This window comes from Rhodococcus sp. RD6.2 (assembly GCF_001040705.1).
Classification (GTDB): domain Bacteria; phylum Actinomycetota; class Actinomycetes; order Mycobacteriales; family Mycobacteriaceae; genus Rhodococcus_G.
Genome location: NZ_CVQP01000008.1, coordinates 329827 through 346635, shown reverse-complemented (window position 1 = coordinate 346635; position 16809 = coordinate 329827). Strand labels below are relative to the sequence as shown.

14 protein-coding genes are annotated in these 16809 nt (G+C 70.4%); 10 read left to right on the top strand and 4 right to left on the bottom strand.

Annotated elements, in window-relative coordinates; all coding sequences use genetic code 11:
* The first annotated feature begins 58 nt into the window (after nucleotides 1-58).
* From hflX to RHCRD62_RS18315, 6 genes are all read left to right on the top strand, one after another.
* Nucleotides 59-1504 (top strand): GTPase HflX, encoded by a 1446-nt coding sequence (hflX, locus tag RHCRD62_RS18340; protein ID WP_253277385.1) that lies wholly within the window; start codon nucleotides 59-61, stop codon nucleotides 1502-1504.
* 4 nt (nucleotides 1505-1508) lie between these two features.
* Entirely contained in the window at nucleotides 1509-2549 is a 1041-nt protein-coding gene (locus RHCRD62_RS18335; protein ID WP_253277374.1) for a hypothetical protein, read from the top strand.
* A 392-nt stretch (nucleotides 2550-2941) separates the two neighbouring features.
* Entirely contained in the window at nucleotides 2942-3601 is a 660-nt protein-coding gene (locus RHCRD62_RS25560; protein WP_253277373.1) for a pentapeptide repeat-containing protein, read from the top strand.
* Nucleotides 3602-3715: 114 nt separating this feature from the next.
* A complete protein-coding gene (locus RHCRD62_RS18325) occupies nucleotides 3716-4660 on the top strand; it encodes a hypothetical protein (protein ID WP_084734347.1) in 945 nt (314 codons plus the stop codon).
* Nucleotides 4661-4778: 118 nt separating this feature from the next.
* Nucleotides 4779-5738, top strand: a complete 960-nt coding sequence (locus RHCRD62_RS18320; protein ID WP_050066155.1) for a siderophore-interacting protein — start codon at nucleotides 4779-4781, stop codon at nucleotides 5736-5738.
* A 117-nt stretch (nucleotides 5739-5855) separates the two neighbouring features.
* A complete protein-coding gene (locus RHCRD62_RS18315; protein WP_050066154.1) occupies nucleotides 5856-7184 on the top strand; it encodes an alpha/beta hydrolase in 1329 nt (442 codons plus the stop codon).
* A gap of 33 nt (nucleotides 7185-7217) precedes the next feature.
* Here RHCRD62_RS18315 and RHCRD62_RS18310 read toward each other — a convergent pair whose 3' ends face one another.
* From RHCRD62_RS18310 to RHCRD62_RS18295, 4 genes are read right to left on the bottom strand one after another with little or no spacing between them, the layout of a single operon-like run.
* Nucleotides 7218-7475, bottom strand: coding sequence for an HPr family phosphocarrier protein (locus RHCRD62_RS18310; protein ID WP_050066153.1), 258 nt, complete (start codon nucleotides 7473-7475; stop codon nucleotides 7218-7220).
* A gap of 37 nt (nucleotides 7476-7512) precedes the next feature.
* Nucleotides 7513-9537 carry a PTS fructose transporter subunit IIABC gene (locus RHCRD62_RS18305; protein ID WP_050066152.1) on the bottom strand — a complete coding sequence of 675 codons (2025 nt, stop codon included), beginning with the start codon at nucleotides 9535-9537 and terminating at the stop codon, nucleotides 7513-7515.
* Nucleotides 9538-9546: 9 nt separating this feature from the next.
* Nucleotides 9547-10563, bottom strand: a complete 1017-nt coding sequence (locus RHCRD62_RS18300; RefSeq protein ID WP_050066151.1) for a 1-phosphofructokinase family hexose kinase — start codon at nucleotides 10561-10563, stop codon at nucleotides 9547-9549.
* Entirely contained in the window at nucleotides 10560-11321 is a 762-nt protein-coding gene (locus RHCRD62_RS18295) for a DeoR/GlpR family DNA-binding transcription regulator (protein ID WP_050066150.1), read from the bottom strand. Before RHCRD62_RS18295 ends, RHCRD62_RS18300 begins: the two co-directional genes overlap by 4 nt.
* A 144-nt stretch (nucleotides 11322-11465) precedes the next feature.
* Here RHCRD62_RS18295 and RHCRD62_RS18290 point away from each other — a divergent pair, with 144 nt between their 5' ends.
* The 4 genes from RHCRD62_RS18290 to RHCRD62_RS18275 all read left to right on the top strand — a co-directional run bounded on the left by RHCRD62_RS18290 (nucleotide 11466) and on the right by RHCRD62_RS18275 (nucleotide 16809).
* Nucleotides 11466-13184: a phosphoenolpyruvate--protein phosphotransferase gene (locus RHCRD62_RS18290; protein ID WP_050066149.1), complete on the top strand. Its 1719-nt coding sequence runs from the start codon at nucleotides 11466-11468 to the stop codon at nucleotides 13182-13184.
* Nucleotides 13185-13210: 26 nt separating this feature from the next.
* Nucleotides 13211-14221: a PHP domain-containing protein gene (locus tag RHCRD62_RS18285; RefSeq protein WP_050066148.1), complete on the top strand. Its 1011-nt coding sequence runs from the start codon at nucleotides 13211-13213 to the stop codon at nucleotides 14219-14221.
* A gap of 123 nt (nucleotides 14222-14344) precedes the next feature.
* Nucleotides 14345-15481 carry a lipase family protein gene (locus tag RHCRD62_RS18280; protein ID WP_253277384.1) on the top strand — a complete coding sequence of 379 codons (1137 nt, stop codon included), beginning with the start codon at nucleotides 14345-14347 and terminating at the stop codon, nucleotides 15479-15481.
* A gap of 59 nt (nucleotides 15482-15540) precedes the next feature.
* Nucleotides 15541-16809 carry a uracil-xanthine permease family protein gene (locus RHCRD62_RS18275; RefSeq protein WP_050066274.1) on the top strand — a complete coding sequence of 423 codons (1269 nt, stop codon included), beginning with the start codon at nucleotides 15541-15543 and terminating at the stop codon, nucleotides 16807-16809.

The following is a 16809-nucleotide window of genomic DNA, read 5'->3' as shown; positions in this document are numbered from 1 at the left end:
GGGTGCATCCCGGCGGCCGGGCGTGGGATCATGGCGGTGTATGACGAAATCAGACGAAATGACCGACATGTCCCGCGCCGACCGCGGGGAGCCCGACTTCGACCGAAGCGGACACGACCCCTCGGTCGGTGAACTGCAACTCGACGACCGCAGCGCTCTGCGCCGGGTTGCCGGACTGTCCACCGAACTCACCGACGTCACCGAGGTCGAGTACCGGCAGCTGCGCCTCGAACGGGTGGTGTTGGTGGGGGTGTGGACCTCCGGAACCGCCGCCCAGGCCGAGGCCAGCATGACCGAACTCGCCGCTCTTGCGGAGACGGCGGGTTCGGAGGTGCTCGAAGGCCTGGTCCAGCGCCGTGACAAGCCGGATGCCGCCACCTACATCGGCTCCGGCAAGGCCGACGAACTGCGTGAAGTGGTGTTGGCGACGGGTGCCGACACCGTGGTCTGCGACGGCGAACTGACGCCCGCCCAGCTGACCGCGTTGGAGAAGGTCGTCAAGGTCAAGGTGATCGACCGGACGGCATTGATCCTCGACATCTTCGCCCAGCACGCCACGTCCAGCGAGGGCAAGGCGCAGGTCGCGCTCGCCCAGATGGAGTACATGCTGCCCCGGCTGCGCGGCTGGGGTGAGTCGATGTCCCGGCAGGCCGGTGGTCGCGCCGGCAGCAACGGCGGCGTGGGCCTGCGTGGCCCGGGTGAGACGAAGATCGAGACCGACCGGCGCCGTATTCGTGAGCGGATGGCGAAGCTGCGCCGCGAGATCAAGGGCATGAAAGCCGCCCGCGACACCAAGCGCACGCGACGACTGCGCAGCGACACCCCGTCGGTCGCGATCGTCGGCTACACCAACGCCGGCAAGTCGAGCCTGCTCAACGCGCTCACCGGTGCCGGTGTCCTGGTGCAGGACGCCCTGTTCGCGACGTTGGACCCGACGACCCGCAAGGCCGAGTTCCCGGACGGTCGGCAGTACGTGCTCACCGACACTGTCGGTTTCGTGCGGCACCTGCCGACGCAGTTGATCGAGGCGTTCCGGTCGACGCTGGAGGAGGTCGCGGACGCGGACCTGCTCCTGCACGTGGTGGACGGGTCCGATCCGCTGCCGACCGAGCAGATCAAGGCGGTGCGCGAGGTCATTGTCGACGTCCTGCGGGAGTCGGACGCCCCGCCGCCGCCGGAGCTGTTGGTGGTCAACAAGATCGACGCGGCGGATCCGGTGACGCTGACGCAGCTGCGAGCCCTGCTGACGGACGCCAAGTTCGTGTCCGCGCACACCGGCGAGGGCATCGAGGAGCTTCGGGCCACGCTCGCCGAACTGGTGAGCCCGCCGGAACTGGAGATCGAGGTGCTGGTGCCATACAGCCGGGGCGACCTGGTCGCGCGAATCCACGCGGACGGACGCCTCCTCGACTCGTCCCACGAGGCGGACGGCACGCTGGTCCGCGCGAAGGTGCCGCCTGCGCTGGCAGCCGCGCTCGACGAGTACCGGCACAGCGCAGTCTGACTTGGTGACCGGGGGAGGGGTGCGGCGTCGCACCGTGGGGGCAATCGCCGCGGTCGGGTTTGCCGTCCTCGGGGCAGCGCCCGCGGGTGCGCAGGAGTCGTCACCGGTGGTGATCGACGCCCAGGTCGAGACGCTGTGTACGCCAACCGAACCGGGCCTCGCGGAGGTGTCGGGGCTGGCGGTGGACGGCGACCGGATCTTCGCGATCGGCGACAGCGGCGCCGACCAGACGGTGTGGGTTCTCGATCGGGACTGCGCGGTGACGGGGACACTGCCCGTGCCGGTCGATTCGTACGACGTCGAAGACCTCGCCGTCCACGACGGCGGGCTGTGGCTCTCGGACACCGGCGACAACGATCATCGGCGGGAGACGGTCGCGTTGACGTCGATGGATTCCGGGTCGGGCGCAGGTCGACTGCACCGCCTGACCTATCCCGACACCGCGCAGGACGCCGAGGCGTTGCTCATCGGTGTCGACGGGCGTCCGGTGATCGTCTCGAAAACCGTTTTCGGGGAATCCGGCATCTACGTGTCCGACGTTCCGGTGGACGACCTGCCGAGCCCGGGGCCGACTCCGTTGCGGCGAGCAGGCGCGATCGGCGTCGGTCCGACGGACACCCCGGGCGGGCCACTCCCGACCGTCGGTTCGTCCCTCGTGACGGGCGGAGCCGTCAGCGTCGACGGCCGGGTCGTCGCACTGCGCACCTACACCGACGCCTACCTGTTCGCAGCGCCCGACGGTGACGTCGTGGCGGCGCTCACCGAGTCGACACCGATCCGGGTCCCGCTGCCGAACGAACCGCAGGGCGAGGCCATCGCGTTCACCGACACCGGCGACCTGCTGACGGCCTCGGAGTCCAATGGGGGTGCGTTGGCGCCGATCCGGATCGTCCGCGGCGCAACGGATCTCGTACCGATGCCCGACGACGAGGGCGCCTCGTCCGTCGCCATCCAGGTCGACGTCACCAGCGCTGTCGTGGTGGCGGCAGGAGTTGTGGTCGTGCTGGGTGGAGTGCTGCTCCTGGTGCGGCGCCGTCGCGGCTGACTGACCCGCGGGCCGGCTTCGTCACGCCCTGCCGAAGTCGACTGGTAGGTTGCGTGGCAGTGACCATCACATCGCGTCTGTGACCCAGACCCTTCGCGCTACCCGTCAGCCGCGCCTGCGCGCGGCGGTGATTCCGTGCGCCCCGAGGGGGAACCCGTCGTCGGGTTCCCCGGCTTCCGCCTACATCGGAATCAACTCGTGGAGTTCACGTGGTCACCTCATCGACAAACCCGTCCCTTCGACGCAGTGCGCTCCGCGCCGACTGCGACCGCTGTTTCGCCCTGTGCTGTGCGGCTTTCGGCTTCGCGCAATCAGCAGATTTCGCGGAGGACAAACCCGCAGGATCACCGTGCCGCCACCTCGACGACCGGCATTCCTGCACCATCCATGCCGTGCTGCGCGACAGGGGATTTCGCGGATGCACCGCCTTCGACTGTTTCGGCGCGGGACAGGCCGTCTCGCAGCGACTGTTCTCGGGGGTGAGCTGGCGGGAACGCCCCGACACCCGACGCCGCATGTTCGCGGCGTTCGGCGTCCTGAGGCAGGTGCACGAGATGATCTGGTACCTCGCCGAGGCACAGGAGCGAACGTACGACGCAGACATCCGGCAGCAGGTGTGTGACCTCACGGAGACGCTCGAGTCGTTGTCGCGCGGGAACGTGGACCGCCTGCGGTCGGCCGACATGGACAGCGTGCACGCGTCGGTGCGGACGCTCCTCGTCGAGGTCAGTGCTGAGGTCCGCGGTTCGTACTTCGCCGACGACGGCGGTCTCGATCTGCGAATCGGGCCCGGCGCCGACCTCGCCGGATGCGACCTGCGTCGCACCCGGTTGTGCGGCGCCGACCTGCGCGGTGCAGTTCTCATCGGTGCCGACCTGCGCGAATGCGACCTCACCGCGGTCGACCTGCTCGGCGCGGACCTACGCGACGCGCGAATGGCCGGCGCCGACCTGTCTGCCTCGTTGTATCTGACGCAACCCCAGATCGCGGCCGCGCGGGGTGACGCACACACACGGCTTCCCACGGCGGTGTCTGCTCCACTCCACTGGTGAGCGGCGGGGTATCCATGCGAATCATCGAATTCCCGGGTCGTCACACGAGCCGGAAGGCAGACTGTCCGGGCAGAGGCGCGGTGCGCGCCGCCCACGGCAGAGGAGTCCCCGACGATGACCGGATCGACCACGCCTGCGCTGCGCCGCTGGGCCGTCCTCACGATGACCGTCGTCGGGTCGTCGATCCTCACGGCGGCACCTGCACTCGCACAGGGATCGGTCGGGTCGAGCGGTTCGGCGAGCGGATCCGATGCCGTGGATGCGAGTTTCGAAACGCTCTGCACACCGACGGAATCCGGACTCGCCGAGATCTCCGGGCTGGCGTCGGACGGTTCCAGGATGTTCGCGATCGGGGACAGCGGAACGGACCGCACTCTCTGGGTACTCGGCGTCGACTGCGCGGTCACCGAGTCGCTGCCGGTGCCCGGGACCCCTGTCGATGTGGAGGACCTCGCACTGTCCGGTGGCAGGTTGTGGCTCTCGGACACCGGCGACAACAACCGGGTTCGGCCGTCGGTCGCACTGACCTCGATGGACCCCGGAACCGGCGCGGGCGGGAGTCGCACACTGACCTACCCGGACGGCGCCCACGACGCCGAGGCGCTGCTCATCGGTGCGGACGGACGGCCGGTGATCGTCACCAAGGAGGTCCTCCTCGCGGCGGGGATCTACACGGCCGATCAGGCGGTCGGCGATCTTCCCGCCGGCCCGACGGTGTTGCGTCGCGCCGGGCAGGTCCGGCTCGGTCCGACAGACACTCCGGGCGGTCCGGTGCCGATCGCCGGGTCGACTCTCGTGACCGGGGGCGCGGTCAGTGCCGACGGCCGCGTCGTCGCGCTGCGGACTTACACCGACGCCTACCTGTTCGGGGCCCCGGACGGTGACATCGTGGCCGCGCTGACCGGTTCGACGCCGGTTCGGGTGCCGATGCCGAACCAGCCGCAGGGGGAGGCCATCGCCTTCACCCCGACCGGTGACCTGCTCAGTGCGTCCGAGTCCGCGGGTGGCGCGCTGCAGCCCGTCCAGATCCTGCGGGGCGCGACTGCGCTCGTGTCCTAGCCCGAGGCACGTCCAGGAGTTTCGGTCACCGACGAGAAGATTGGTGGTGCCGTGCGTCGATGAGGCACTCTGGTCGGCGATCGTTCCCGCGAGCGCAAGCTGTGGAGAAGGAATTTCGATGCCTGACACGAGTGCCATCGTCGACCGGCCCGGCTACCGCCCCTATCGGGCGACGGTCACCGCCGTGCGGCGCCTGAGTCCCACCTTCGTGCGCGTCAGCTTCACCGGTCCGGAGTTCGAGCACTTCGCGGACCACGCCCGCGACCAGCGCGTGAAGGTGGTGTTTCCGAAGGACGACCGGTGCTACGCCGACCTCGGAGTCGACGACGAGGACGCGATCCTGCGCGGTGAGTGGTATGCGCGATGGCGAGCCCTTCCCGACGACCGGCGCAGTCCGTTCCGCACCTACACCGTGCGCGCCGTCGACACCGCGTCGCGCCGCGTCGACATCGACTTCGTCACCCACACGGAGGACGGACACCCGGCCGGGCCCGGCTCCGCCTGGCTGCACACCGCGATGCCGGGCGATGCCGTCGTCATCGTCGGCCCCGATGTGCGCAGCGAGCACTCCGACACCGGGATGGACTGGAAGCCGGGCCACGCCACCGAGTTGCTGCTGCTGGGTGACGAGACGGCAATGCCCGCCATCACGGGCATCCTCGAACGGCTGCCCGCGCCGTGCCGGGCGACGGCCCTGATCGAGGTGCCCGACCGCGGTGACGTGATCCCCGTCGACAGCGTGGCGGACGTTGACGTCCGCTGGTTGCCCCGCGGCGGTGCGCCGGTCGGGTCGCTTCTCGTCCCAGCGCTGCACGAGTGGCGCCGCGCGGATCGTTCCGTGGTCGACGCGGCACACGCCGACACCGTGCAGGAACTGGACGACATCGACGTCGACACGCAGATCCTGTGGGATTCACCCGAACCCGAGTCGACCGGCGAGTTCTACGCCTGGCTCGCAGGGGAGTCGGCGGTCATCAAGCAGCTCCGCCGACTCCTCGTCACCGACTGGGGCGTGGATCGGAGGCGAGTCGCCTTCATGGGGTACTGGCGTCAGGGCGTTGCCGAACGGACCGGCTGAGCGCGCAGAACCCCCGGGCGCACCGGCGGCGAGCAGGACTTGGGCGGTTCGCCCGGGCTGTCCGAATCGTCCTCTGTCCGATTCGTTTTCGGTCGACGACCGACAGATACTGGCGCGATGCCCGGTGCTCACGACGTACTCAGGTCGCTGTCGCGGCTGTCGCTCGTCGGGCCGGTCGCGACGACCGCGATCGTGGTCGTCGGCGTGTGTGCGTCGATCGTTCTCGGCGCGCTCGCGCTGCGATCGTGCCGGCGTGCCCTGTGGTCGACCGGTGTCACTGCCGCGCTGACCGGGGGAGTCGTCCTCGTCTCGTGGGCCGTGTCGCGTCCGATGCCACCGGAGGTGGCCGGGGAGATCGCGGTGGCCGTCTTCATTGCGGTCACGGGGTGGTGCCTTGCGGGTGCCGCGGCCACGGGGGATCGTCGCGCGATCAGGACGACGCTGACTGCGGTTGTCGCGGCCGTCGCACTATCGGTGACGGCGGTCGTCGCGGTCAACCGCGACGTCGAACGCTTCCCGACCGCCGGATCACTGCTCGGGCACGGGCCTGCGCCTGGCGTCCGGTTCGTCGACTTCGCAGAGGTCCCGGGGCCGCAGTCACGCGTGCAGGCGGGGACTCCCGTGGAAGGGGTGTGGCGGCGGCCGCTTCGGTCGGTACGCGACGGGATCGTCACCCACGCGCAGATCCCCGGACTGCGTTCGGGTTTCGCCGCCAGGCCGGCGTTGGTGTACCTGCCGCCCGCCTACCTCGACACTCCACGCGCGCTGCTGCCGGTGGTGGTTCTCGTCGCGGGCAACCCGGGCCGGCCCGACGACTGGCTCGGGATCGGGCTCGCGGGCACGGTCTCCGCCTTCGCCGCTGCACACGACGGTCTGGCCCCGGTCGTGGTGGTACCGGACGCGCTCGGTGCCGACGACGCGCTTCCGCTGTGCCTCGACTCCCGGCTCGGGAACGTGGAAACCTATCTGGCCGAGGATGTCCCGGACTGGGTCACCGGGCATCTGCAGGTGAACACCGCCGCCAGGGCGTGGGCGATCGGCGGCTACTCCTACGGCGGCACCTGCGCGGTGCAGCTGGCCGTCAACCGTCCCGATGCCTACCCGACGTTCCTGGACATCTCCGGTCAGGACGAACCGTCGGTCGGGGACCACGACGGAACGGTCGCGGCGACGTTCGACGGCGACGAGGCGGCCTTCGCCGCGGTCAGTGCTCGTGCCGAACTCGATGCCGGAGCCAGGCCGGATGTGTCGGGAGTGTTCGTCGCGGGTGACGACGACGTGGAGTACCGCCCGCAGCAGCGGCGGATGTACGCGGCCGCGGCCGCCGCGGGCCTGGACGTGCGGTACTACGACCTGCCGGGCGCACACAGCGGACAGGTGTGGGGTCCGGCGTTCGCGGGTGAACTCGGCTGGATCGCCACCCGCACCGGACTGCTCGCGCCCTAGCCGTACGTCCCGGGCACCTCGCGCGCAGATACCTCAGGCGTCGAGGTCGGCCGCCACCAGTTCGGCGACCTTGTCCAGCGTGGGCTGATCCTCACTCGACACGGTCACCTCGACGCCCTTGGTGGCGCCGAGTGTCATGATCATGAGTGCCGAGCCGGCGTCGACCGGATCGGCTCCCTCGACGGCGAGCGTGACGGGGACACCCGCGGCGGCGACGGCGTCCGCGATGACGGCGGCGGGGCGGGCGTGCAGGCCGATCGACGATCCGACGGCGACGGTGATGCTGGGCATGAGACGTCCTTTCAGGGTGTGAATCTCTGGAGTGGGATCAGACGGTCACGGGGGTCAGGTCGACCTCCGCCGAGGAACCACGACGGGTGAACTGCTTCGCGGTGACGACTGCCAGCGCCGAGACGACGGTTCCGGCGGCGAGGGAGACGAGGAACCAGCCGATTCCGCCGATCGCGAAGAAGACGAAGATGCCGCCGTGCGGGGCGCTGAGGGTGACGCCGGTAGCCATGATCAGCGCACCCGTCACGGCGCCGCCCGCCATCATCGACGGGATCACGCGCAGCGGGTCGGCCGCCGCGAACGGGATGGCGCCCTCGGAGATGAACGCGGCGCCCAGGAACCAGGCGGCCTTGCCGTTCTCGCGCTCGGCCTCGCTGAACAGTCCCGGCCGAACGGTCGACGCGAGTGCCATCGCGAGCGGGGGAACCATGCCGGCAGCCATGACCGCGGCCATGATCCGCAGGGTCGCCGGGTCGTTGACGTTCAACCCCGCGACTGCGAAGGCGTATGCCGCCTTGTTCACGGGGCCGCCGAGGTCGAAGCACATCATCAGGCCGAGGATGATGCCGAGGATCACTGCGGAACCGCCGGACAGGCCGCCGAGCCAGTTGGTGAGGCCGGTCGTGACCGAGGCGAGCGGACGACCGAGCACCATGAACATCAGCGCGCCGACGACCAGCGTCGCGAACAGCGGGATGACCACGACAGGCATCAGGCCGCGCAGGACAGCGGGCACCGGCATACGGCCGATCCACAGTGCCGCGAAACCGGCGATGATGCCGCCGACGAGACCGCCGATGAATCCGGCGCCCACGAACACCGCGACCGCGCCTGCGGTGAATCCCGGTGCGAGACCGGGCCGGTCCGCGATCGCGAACGCGATGTAGCCGGCCAGCGCAGGCACCAGGAACGCGAAGGCGAGCGACCCGATCTGGAACAGGACGGCGCCCAGGTACGCGGTGAATCCGCCGGCGGGCAGGTTCCACAGGGAGTTGTCGAGGACGATGTCCTTGGCGCTGTCGCCGATCTCGTAGCCGCCGAACAGGAAGCCGAGTGCGATCAGCAGGCCGCCCGCCGCGACGAACGGGATCATGTAGCTGACGCCGGTCAAGAGGATCTGCCGCAGTCGCGTGCCCCAGCCGACGTCCGACGAGCCCGTGTCGGACGCCGCGTTCTCGACCGACCCGGAGACCGTTGCCGCGGAGGGGTTCTCGGATGCGCGCAGTGCCTCGGCGAGCATCTCGTCCGGTTCGTTGATCGCCCGCTTGACGCCGGACGCGACGACGGGTTTGCCCGCGAATCGTTCACGGCCCTTGACCCCCACGTCGGTGGCGAAGATGACTGCCGACGCCCCGGCGATGACGTCCGGGCTCAGTGCGGTGCCGCCGCTCGACCCCTGCGTCTCGACGCGGACGGGAACCGACGCCCGCTCACCGGCGGCGACGAGGGAGTCGGCGGCCATGTAGGTGTGCGCGATGCCGGTCGGGCAGGCCGTGACGGCGACGATGTAGCGACCGGACGCCTCGGCCTGCTCGGGTTCCGCGGGCGCCGGAGGTGCGGGCGTCTCGGTGGCCGGCCCGCCCGGGACCTCGAGTCCGAGTGCCTCGTGAACCAGCCCGACGACGGCGGCGGCGTCCGGAGCCGCTCGCAGCGCGGCGACGAAGTCGGGTTTGACGAGCGACCGGGCAAGTCCGGACAGCAGTTTCATGTGCTCGGCGCCCGCACCCTCGGGAGCGGCGATGAGGAACACCAGGTCGGCGGGACCGTCGGGGGCGCCGAAGTCGACCTTCGGCTGCAGCCTCGCGAACCCGAGGGACGCGGTGGTGACGGCCGCGGACCGGCAGTGCGGGATCGCGATTCCGCCGGGAAGGCCGGTCGCGGATTGCGCTTCGCGGGCCAGCGCCGCATCGCGCAGCGCGGTGGCGTCGGTCGCGCGTCCCTCGGCGGCGAGCCTGCCCGCCAATGCGCCGATCACGTCGGCCGACTCGGAGCCCAGGTCGGCGTCGAGGTCGATCAGACCGGCGTCGATGATCGCCGGGGAATCTGCGGTGGGAGTGGACATGTCGGATCCTCAGAGATCGGAGGCCGGGTCGGCGACCGGGGTGGATGATGCGACACCCGCGACGGGAACGCCGGGGGTGGTCACAGTGACCGCGTCGCGGTCGACCTGATCGGGGCGGGGGAGCGCGGTGCCGGGAAGGGCCGCCGCCGCGGTGCCGTGCGCAACGGCGAGTTGGAGTGCGCGATCGGGGGACTCACCCGAGACCCGGGCCAGCAGGTAACCGGCGAGCGATGCGTCTCCCGCGCCGACGGTGCTCCGGAGAGTGATCCGCGGTGCCCGGGCGAACCACGCACCGTCGGCCGTGACGAGGACGGCTCCGGCACCGCCGAGGGTGACGAGCACCGTCCCGACGCCGCGGTCGACGAGTGCGCGGGCCGCCCGCACCGTCGGGTCGGGGTCGCCCTGCTCGGCAGCGGCCTCGAGGGCGCCGCCGTCGCAGCCGGTGAGCTGGGCGAGTTCGTCCGCGTTCGGTTTCATCAGGTCGGGTGCCGTGTCGGGGAAGCCTGCGGCGAGCGCCCGCAACGGCAGGTCCGAGGTGTCGACCGCGACGGCGCACGGCAGCGTCCGCAGCGCCCGCACGAGCGTCGCGTACCAGTCGTCGGGTGCCCCCGGCGGAAGAGACCCGCACAGCGCCACCCAGTCTGCGGTGGCCGCGTGCCGGGACACCAGGTCGGCGAGTGCCTCCAGGTGTTCGGCGTCGACAGTGGCGCCCGGCGGATTGATCTTGGTGGTGGTGCCGTCCGGTTCGGTGACGGTGACGTTGGCCCGGACGGGGCGTCCGGTGGAGACGAGTCGGTGAGCGACACCGCGGTCGGCGAGGGCCGTGACCAGGGGGTCGTCGTCGCGGGCGGGCAGGATCGCCAGTGCGGGGCTGCCCGCAGCCGTGACCACCCGGGCGACGTTGACGCCCTTGCCGCCGGGATCGGTTGTCGTGGACCTGGCGCGCTGCACGGCGCCGCGTTCGAGGCGTCCGGCCAGTTCGATGGTGGTGTCGAGGCTCGGGTTGGCGGTGAGTGTGACGATCATGCGAGCACCACTTCCACACCGTGGTCCTCGAACGCCGCACGGGCCAGCGGATCGAGGTCGACGTCGGTCACCAGTACGTCGATCTCGTCGACGGCGGCGAAACGCACGAGATCCTCGCGGCCGAACTTGCTCGAGTCGGCAACGACGACAACGAGATTGGCGCACCTGACGAGCGCGGACTTCACGGCGGCCTCGTCGAAGTCCGGCGTGGACAGTCCGTGCTCGGCGGTGATGCCGTTGGCGCCGACGAAGGCGACGTCGACGCGCAGCGACGTGAGCGTCGCGACCGCCTGATCTCCGACCACTGCCTGTGTGACGCCTCGGACGCGTCCACCGAGGATCTGCAGGGTGTGTCGGCCGGTGCAGCGCGTCGCGACGGGGATCGAGTTGGTGACGACCGTGAGGTCACGATCCGACGGCAGTTGCGCCGCGATCCTCGAGGTCGTGGTTCCGGCGTCGAGGACGATGCTGCCGCCGGTCGACGGCAGGTACTTCAGTGCTGCTGCGGCGATCCGGTCCTTGGCGGGCGCGTTGCTGTGTTCGCGCTCGCCGAGTTCCTTCTCGCCGAGGGTGATCGCGGAGGCCGACACGGCGCCTCCGTGCACGCGGCGGATCAGTCCGAGCCGGTCGAGTGCGGCCAGGTCGCGTCGGACGGTTTCGGTGGTCACGTCGTAGGTGCCGGCGAGATCGGCGACCGACACCCGCCCGCGCTGGCTGATCAGCCCCGCGATCGCCTGCTGTCGCTCTTCCGCGTACATGTGACCTCCTGCCTGAATGAATGTTGGTTTATGTTGTTTTACGCCTGGGTGTGTTGACATGTCAATGGGTTGGAGTAATCCTGGTCACATACGACCGGGTCGGGTGATCTGGAAGTCGAAGCGAGTCGGAGCCGAGGAGTGGACATGGACGGGATCGGGTCGGAAGACGGTTCGGTGCAGCTGGAAGCGGGTGCGCAGGCCGAGGGGCGCGTGCTCGCCGGTACCGCTGTCGTCCCGGGTGTCGGCTACGGCCCGACGATCAGGCCCGGCGAGCGGCCCCGCCGTCCGGCACGCGGCGCAGACCTGCCTGCCGCGGACCGGCCGGCCGAGAAGCAGCGCTTCCTCGACGCCGCGGACGCCGTGTCCTCGAGGCTCCTCGCGCGGGCGGACGGGGTGAAGGGCGCGGGCGCCGGGGTCCTCCGGGCCACCGCTGGTCTCGCCACCGACCGTGGCTGGCTCGGCGCCGCCACCGCACTGGTCGACGCGGGGGCGCCCGCCGAGTCCGCCGCCACCGATGCGACCGACAAGTTCGCCGCAGTCTTCACCAAGCTCGGTGGCCTCATGGCCGAGCGGGTCACCGACCTGAAGGACATTCGCGATCGGGTGATCGCCGAACTGCGCGGGATGCCCGAACCGGGCGTCCCGACGCCGACCGAGCCGTCGGTGCTCGTGGCCCGCGACCTCGCACCCGCGGACACCGCGGTGCTCGACCCGACGCTCGTCGTCGCGATCGCCACCACCCTGGGCGGACCGACCGGCCACACCTCGATCATCGCGCGGCAGCTGGGCATCCCGTGTGTCGTCGGCGTGCCCGGGCTCGACGACATCGATTCGGGTGCACAGGTTCTCGTCGACGGCAGCGCCGGAACCGTCGAGGTGGACCCCGAACCCGGCCGGGCCCGGTCGACCGTCGCACATGCCGAGGAGGTCCGGCAACGCACCGCGTCCTGGACGGGTCCCGGACGCACCCGCGACTGTCATCCGGTGGCGGTTCTCGCGAACGTCCAGGACGGCCCGGGTGCCCGCGCCGCCGCCGAAAGGTCCGCGGCCGAGGGGGTGGGCCTGTTCCGCACCGAACTGGCGTTCCTCGACCGCGACACCGAGCCGGGCGTCGAGGAGCAGACGCAGATCTATCGGGAGGTGTTCGACGCGTTCCCGGAGGGCAAGGTCGTGGTCCGCACCCTCGACGCCGGATCGGACAAGCCGATGAGATTCGCCGCGACCGGGGAGGAACCCAACCCGGCGCTCGGCGTCCGGGGGTACCGCATCGCGGCCGACCATCCCGGACTGCTCGAGCGTCAACTCGACGCGATCGCCACCGCGGCGAGGGAGTCGACGGCGACGGTCCTGGTGATGGCACCGATGATCGCCACGGTCGCCGAGGCCGCCGAGTTCGCGGCCGCCACCCGCGCGCGGGGTCTCGTGCCCGGCGTCATGGTGGAGGTTCCCGCCGCCGCATTGCTGGCCGACCGGATACTCGAACACGTCGACTTCCTGTCGATCGGGACCAACGACCTCACCCAGTACACGATGGCCGCCGATCGGATGTCGGCCCCGCTCGCCGGCCTCACCGATCCGTGGCAGCCGGCGGTGCTCGCGTTGGTCGCGCGGACCGCCGCCGACGGTGCGCGCGCGGGCAAGGGCGTCGGGGTGTGCGGTGAAGCGGCCGCCGACCCACTGCTCGCGTGCGTCCTCGCCGGCCTAGGTGTCACGTCGCTGTCGATGGCAGCCTCCGCGGTCGCGGCCACCGGATCGGCGCTGGCGGCGGTGGATCTGGACCAGTGCCGCCGCGCCGCGCAGGCCGCACTCGATGCCGCCGACCCGGCGACGGCGCGCGAGCGGGCGGCCGAGATCCTGCGCTAGCCGGGCCGATGGAACAGGATGGGGGAATGGACCCCGTCGAGGCGTTACGGGAGATCGCGTTCTGGCTCGAACGCGGTCGGGCGGAGACGCACCGGGTCAAGGCGTACCGCCGCGCCGCCGACGTCGTCGAGGAGCTGACCCCCGAACAACGGAACCGATACGGCCGCACCGACACGTGGACGGCGCTGACCGGGATCGGGCCGAAGACCGCGGCCGTGATTGCGCAGGCGTGGGCGGGGGAGGTGCCCGCCTACCTGTCCGAGGTGAAGGACGCGGCGCAGCAGATCGGCGAGGGCGGACGCGAGCTCCTCGCGGCGCTGCGCGGCGACCTGCACACCCATTCGGACTGGTCCGACGGCGGCAGTCCGATCGAGGAGATGATGCGCCGCGCGGCACTGATCGGTCACGAGTACTGCGCGCTGACCGACCACTCGCCGCGTTTGACGGTCGCGAACGGGTTGTCCGCCGACCGGCTGCGCCGACAGCTCGACGTCGTCGTCGAACTGAACGCCGAGTTGGCGCCGTTCCGCATACTCACCGGCATCGAGGTCGACATCCTCGACGACGGCAGCCTCGACCAGGATCCCTCGCTGCTGGCCGAGCTGGACATCGTAGTCGCCAGCGTGCACTCGAAGCTGCGGATGGATCACCACGCGATGACGCGGCGGATGGTGCGGGCAGTGGCGAACCCGGTCGTCGACGTGCTCGGGCACTGCACCGGCAGGCTCGTCGAGGGTGGCCGGGGCACCAGACCCGAGTCGGACTTCAACGCGGAGGTGGTGTTCGAGGCGTGCAGGCAGTTCGACACCGCAGTGGAGATCAACAGTCGCCCCGAACGCCGTGACCCGCCGTCGCGGCTGATCCGGATGGCGCTCGAGCGGGGATGCCTGTTCTCGATCGACACGGATGCGCATGCGCCGGGCCAGCTGGACTTTCAGGGGTACGGGTGCGAACGGGCGCAGGCCTGTGAGGTGCCCGTGGAGCGGATCGTCAACACGTGGCCGGTCGAGCGGCTACTCGAATGGGCAGAAGCTTGACCATATGGTCAATCAAATCGTAGTGTCGCGACACCGGCCGTGACCACGAACCGGTGTGATCTCGACGAAGGAATCCCCGTGATCCGATCCACCCGACGTCGCGCCGGAGTACTCGGCCTCGCCCTGGCCGTCGGCGGCGTCCTGCTCGGCGCCGCACCCGCAGTCGCGGCACCCGAATCCGCCGCGCCCGGCACCGTCACCGCGAGCGAGACTCTGCCCCGCGACCTCTGGTACCCCGGCTCCGCGGACGCGAAGAAGCTCACCTACTGGACCACCGGAGCCACGGGCGAGCCCGCGCTGAGCACCGGCACCGTCTTCGTCCCCGAAGGTCCGGCACCCGAAGGCGGTTGGCCCGTCCTGTCCTGGGCGCACGGCACCGTCGGCCTCGGCGACGGCTGCGCACCGTCCGTCGTCGGACCCGGCGCGCGTGAGCGGGACTTCGCGTACCTCGGCACCTGGCTCGACCAGGGCTACGCCGTCGTCGCGAGCGACTACGCCGGCCTGGGTACCCCCGGCACCATGGCCTACCTCGACGGCAAGTCCGAAGCGCACAACGTCGTCGACATGGTCAAGGCCGGGCGCGCTGTCGAACCGTCACTGTCGAACACCTGGGTCGCGATCGGGCAATCGCAGGGTGCGGGCGCGGCGATCACCACCGCGCGCTACGCCACCGAGTTCGGCGGACCCGACCTCGACTACCGCGGCGCCGTCGGCACCGGAGTGCCCGCCTACATCGAGAACATCGTCGCGCTCGCCGGTCCGGGCTTCCCGCCCGTCGCGCTTCCCGGCGGACTGACCGTGTACTCGCTCTACATCCTTGCCGGCCTCAACGCGGCGCACCCCGAGCTCGACCTTCCGTCGCTCCTCAACGACAGCGGGCGCAGTTGGCTCGCCAAGGCCGAGACCGAGTGCTACGACCAGCTCAAGAGCTCGGCCGGCGGACTGGTCATCGGATCGCTGTTCGCGAAGCCGCTGTCGACGATCCCGAACATCCAGGGTTTCCTCGCCGACTACATGGGTGTCCCCGAAACCGGTTACGACAAGCCGTTCTTCATGGGTCAGGGCCTCAAGGACACCGACATCATCATGCCCTCGACGCTGCTCCTCGCGTCCACGCTCGCACGGAACGGTGAGCCGGTGACCTTCAAGACCTACCCGACGGACCACAGCGGAACCATGGCCGCCTCGCTGCCCGACACCCTGCCGTTCGTGCGGGCACTGTTCGACGGTGAGACCCCTGCCCCGTCCACCGGGAGCTGATCGACGCTCCCGTCCGGACACCCGGACGTCCTAGGATCTGCCTCGTGACCAAACGAGACATCGCCGCGCGTGGCGGATTCGGATGGACCCTGCACGGTAACGGCAGAACGATCGCCGACGGTGCCGTGGTCGCACCTGACGAGCGACTCAGCTGGCCCCGCACCGTCGGCGTCGGGATGCAGCACGTGATCGCGATGTTCGGTGCGACGCTGCTGGTTCCGACGATCACCGGGTTCCCGGTGACGACGACACTGCTGTTCTCCGGCATCGGCACCGTGCTGTTCCTGCTCATCACGCGCGGACGCGTCCCCAGCTACCTCGGATCGTCGTTCGCCTTCATCGCACCACTGACCGCGTCCGCCGCCGACGGACCCGCCGCGCAACTCGGCGCGGTGCTGTCCGTCGGCGTCGTGCTCATGCTCGTCGGCGTACTCGTGAGGATGGCGGGTGCCCGAGTGCTCGACGCGGTGATGCCGCCCGTCGTCACCGGCGCCGTCGTCATGCTCATCGGCCTGAACTTGGCGCCTGCAGCGGTCGGCTCGTTCGAAGCGCAACCACTGATCGCAGGCGTGACCCTGGTCGCGATCCTCGTCGTCACCGCGGTCGGGCCCGGACTGCTCGGCCGACTCGGCATCCTCGTCGGTGTCGTCGTCGGCTGGGCGTTCGCGGCCGTCACCGGTGGTCTCGACGACGCCCGCGTCGACGCACTGCGCGATGCGGCGTGGATCGGTGTCCCGCACCTGCGCGGCCCCGAGTTCAACTGGTCGGTGATCGCCCTGACGCTTCCGGTCGTCATCGTCCTGATCGCCGAGAACGTCGGGCACGTCAAGGCCGTGTCCGCGATGACCGGCCGCAACCTCGACGCCGTCGCGGGCGACGCGTTGTTCGCGGACGGACTCGCGACCACCCTGGCAGGCGCAGGCGGCGGCTCCGGCACGACGACCTACGCCGAGAACATCGGCGTCATGGCCGCGACCCGCGTCTACTCCACCGCTGCCTACTGGGTCGCCGCCGCGACCGCGATCGTGCTCGCGTTCTCCCCGAAATTCGGAGCCCTCGTCTTCACAGTTCCCGACGGTGTGATCGGCGGCGCCACCCTCGTCCTCTACGGACTCATCGGCATCCTCGGCGTTCGCATCTGGGCTGACGCGAAGGTCGACTTCACCGACCCCGTGAACCTCACCGTCGTCGCCGCAGCGATCGTCGCAGGCATCGGCGACCTCACCCTGTCCATCGGGTCGGTCGAACTCGGCGGTATCGCATGGGGATCCGTCGGCATTCTCGTCGGCTACCCACTGATGCGATGGCTGGCAGGATTCCGCCGCTGA

Coding starts and splice junctions, on each gene's coding strand:
- RHCRD62_RS18315 (WP_050066154.1), top strand. CDS start 5,856: ATGCCCGGTGCTCACGACGTACTCAGGTCGCTGTCGCGGCTGTCGCTC.
- RHCRD62_RS18300 (WP_050066151.1), bottom strand. CDS start 10,563: ATGATCGTCACACTCACCGCCAACCCGAGCCTCGACACCACCATCGAA.
- RHCRD62_RS18320 (WP_050066155.1), top strand. CDS start 4,779: ATGCCTGACACGAGTGCCATCGTCGACCGGCCCGGCTACCGCCCCTAT.
- RHCRD62_RS18295 (WP_050066150.1), bottom strand. CDS start 11,321: ATGTACGCGGAAGAGCGACAGCAGGCGATCGCGGGGCTGATCAGCCAG.
- RHCRD62_RS18285 (WP_050066148.1), top strand. CDS start 13,211: ATGGACCCCGTCGAGGCGTTACGGGAGATCGCGTTCTGGCTCGAACGC.
- RHCRD62_RS18325 (WP_084734347.1), top strand. CDS start 3,716: ATGACCGGATCGACCACGCCTGCGCTGCGCCGCTGGGCCGTCCTCACG.
- hflX (WP_253277385.1), top strand. CDS start 59: ATGACCGACATGTCCCGCGCCGACCGCGGGGAGCCCGACTTCGACCGA.
- RHCRD62_RS18305 (WP_050066152.1), bottom strand. CDS start 9,537: ATGTCCACTCCCACCGCAGATTCCCCGGCGATCATCGACGCCGGTCTG.
- RHCRD62_RS18290 (WP_050066149.1), top strand. CDS start 11,466: ATGGACGGGATCGGGTCGGAAGACGGTTCGGTGCAGCTGGAAGCGGGT.
- RHCRD62_RS18310 (WP_050066153.1), bottom strand. CDS start 7,475: ATGCCCAGCATCACCGTCGCCGTCGGATCGTCGATCGGCCTGCACGCC.